The 2438-nt window shown below is 61.2% G+C and carries 3 protein-coding genes; all 3 read right to left on the reverse strand.

The window, feature by feature from the left end; translation table 11 throughout:
* Positions 1 to 49 precede the first annotated feature (49 nt).
* The 3 genes from tnpC to tnpA all read right to left on the reverse strand — a co-directional run bounded on the left by tnpC (position 50) and on the right by tnpA (position 2310).
* On the reverse strand, positions 50 to 1567 hold the full coding sequence (gene tnpC / locus ACR0AM_RS21510; RefSeq protein ID WP_480623989.1) for an IS66 family transposase: 1518 nt from the start codon (positions 1565 to 1567) through the stop codon (positions 50 to 52).
* 69 nt (positions 1568 to 1636) lie between these two features.
* Complete coding sequence (gene tnpB / locus ACR0AM_RS21515) at positions 1637 to 1984, reverse strand: IS66 family insertion sequence element accessory protein TnpB (RefSeq protein ID WP_480623990.1); 348 nt, start codon at positions 1982 to 1984, stop codon at positions 1637 to 1639.
* Positions 1981 to 2310: an IS66-like element accessory protein TnpA gene (tnpA, locus tag ACR0AM_RS21520; RefSeq protein ID WP_480623991.1), complete on the reverse strand. Its 330-nt coding sequence runs from the start codon at positions 2308 to 2310 to the stop codon at positions 1981 to 1983. The genes tnpB and tnpA overlap by 4 nt, the downstream gene beginning before the upstream one ends.
* Positions 2311 to 2438 lie beyond the last annotated feature (128 nt).

Genomic DNA, 2438 nt, shown 5'->3' on the forward strand with positions numbered 1-2438 from the left:
ACCGTGACCGTCCGGCGAAGGCGCTCTGATGTGGTTCCGGTGGTCGCTGCTACGCTGCGATAGCAGCGTAGCGCCAGGGCATGAGTTCGTTCAGGCGAGTGATTTTATGGTCAGCAATTTGGGCCAGAACCCATGTGAGCCATGCTTGGGGATCGACGCCGTTCATTTTGGCGGTTTCGATCAGAGTGAATGCGATGGCCATGGCTTTGCCGCCGCCCTCGGAACCTGCGAACATCCAGTTTTTGCGGCCTATGGCCACGGGTTTGACGGCCCGTTCGGCACTGTTGTTGTCCAATTCCAAACGGCCGTTATCGAGATATGGCCGGGCCTTCGGCATCCGGCCCAAGGCATAGCGTATGGCCTGGGCCAGGGGCGACTTGCCCGAGATCTTGGGCAATTGCGCGTGCAGCCAGGCTTCCAAATCATCGAAGACCGGCTGGGCCTTTGCTTGCCGCAAAGCAACCCGCTCTGCCGGGGGCTTGCCGCGCGCTTCTTTCTCGACAGCATAGAGCTCGGCAATCCTGCGGATGGCCTCTCCGGCGATGGCCAGCCCTTGCGATTGGAACACATCCACGAACTTGCGCCTGACATGTGCCATGCAGGCCATCTCGCCAGCCTTGTTCTTTCCGAACAGGCCATTGAAGCCGGAATAGCCATCCGCATGCACCCAGCCTTTGTATCCCGAGAGATGGAAGACAGGATGCTCGCCTTTGCGGTCGATGGTGAACTGGTACCAGGTGCAGGGCGGCGATTGCCCGGCCCAGGGCCGCTCATCGCGGACATAGGTCCAGACACGCGCCGTCTTGGTCTTCTTCTGCCCAGGCGCCTGCATCTTGACCGGGGTATCATCGGCGAACAGGGCGCCGCCTTGCCGGACGATCCGTCCGATTGCGTCAGCCAAGGGTTCCAGAAGCGCGGTCGCACGGCCCACCCAATCCGCCATGGTCGAGCGGTCCAGATTGATGCCTTCGCGGGCGTAGATTTGTGATTGCCGGTACAGGGGAAGATGGTCGGCGTATTTGCTGACCAGCACATGCGCCAGCAAGCCAGGTCCAGGCCTGCCGCGTTCAATCGGGCGCGACGGCAGCGGCGATTGCACGATGGCCTCGCAGCAGGAGCAGGCCTTGCGGGGCCGGATGATCCGGTTCACCACGAACCGGCCCGGCACATATTCCAGCTCTTCGGTAATATCGTCGCCCAAGGCCTTCAGAGCGCCGCCGCAGCGGCCGCATTCCTCTCCCGGCGACAGCACCTCGTCATGCCGGTCCAAATGGTCCGGCAGCGGTTTGCGGCTGTGCTGGCGTGCCGGGCTATCTCCCTCGGAACCAGCTGCGGATTTTGCCTGCCCTTCGGCTGACACCGCAATCTGCTCATCTTCCTCAAAGATCAGGTTGAGCTGATCCAGGCCTTCTGATTTAGACCCGAAACGGTGCCGGTTGTGACCTGCCAGCTGATGCTGAAGCTTCTCGATCAGCAACGCCTGTGACTTAACCTCAGCGGCCAGAAGCGCGTTGATGCGCCGCAGCTCAGCCGGGTCGTCAGGGGCGGTATCCAGGTCCTTCAGCATTGCCCCCCTATACCGGAGCCAAGGCCGAAGGTGAATCCTGAAGGCGCTCAATGCCTATATTTTATTGATCTATCCGACGCTGAGCGGCCGCCAGGTCTTCTGCGGCATCCGCCAGTCGATGCCCTCCAGCAGCATCGAAAGCTGCGCCGCCGTCACGCAGATTTTGCCGTCTTTCGCGGCGGGCCAGACAAACCGGCCTTTCTCCAGCCGCTTCGAGAACAGACAGGCCCCCTGGGCATCCCACCAGATAATCTTCAAGAGATCCCCGCGCCGCCCTCGGAACACGAACAGATGGCCGGAATAGGGATCTTCCGCCAAGACCTTCTCCGCCTGCGCCGCCAGCGTGTTGAAACCCCGGCGCATGTCGGTCACCCCGGCCGCCAGCCAAACCCGGGTATTTGACGGCACCGGGATCAAGACAGGATCCCTTTCAGGAGGCCTGCCAAAACGTCAGGATCAAACCCGCCTTCAGCGCTGATCCGGTGACCGCCTGCAAGCTCAATCTCGATCCGCCCCGAGGAGGGAGCAACCGGTTCAGACAGCTCTGGCACCGGCTCCGCTTCGAAATTTGGCGGGCTGACCTCCACCGGCAGAAACACCGCCTCCGCTGCCCCCTCAATGAGCCCCTGTGCGAAGCGCGGATCCTTCAGCCATTTGAAAATCAGATTGGCATTTACTGCATAGCGTCGGGCAACCTGGGCAACCGATACGCCGGGAAAAGCCGTCTGACGGCAAATCTCCAGCTTCTCTTCATCCGATCAAAACCGCTTCTTCCGCCTGCTCATAGAGTGCCTCATAGTGTCCACTATTGATGGTGGACACTTAGACCGCCTCTACCCCTCCCGTTAGGTCGGGTTCAACGGACGGACAC

The organism is Ruegeria sp. AD9 (assembly GCF_056542305.1).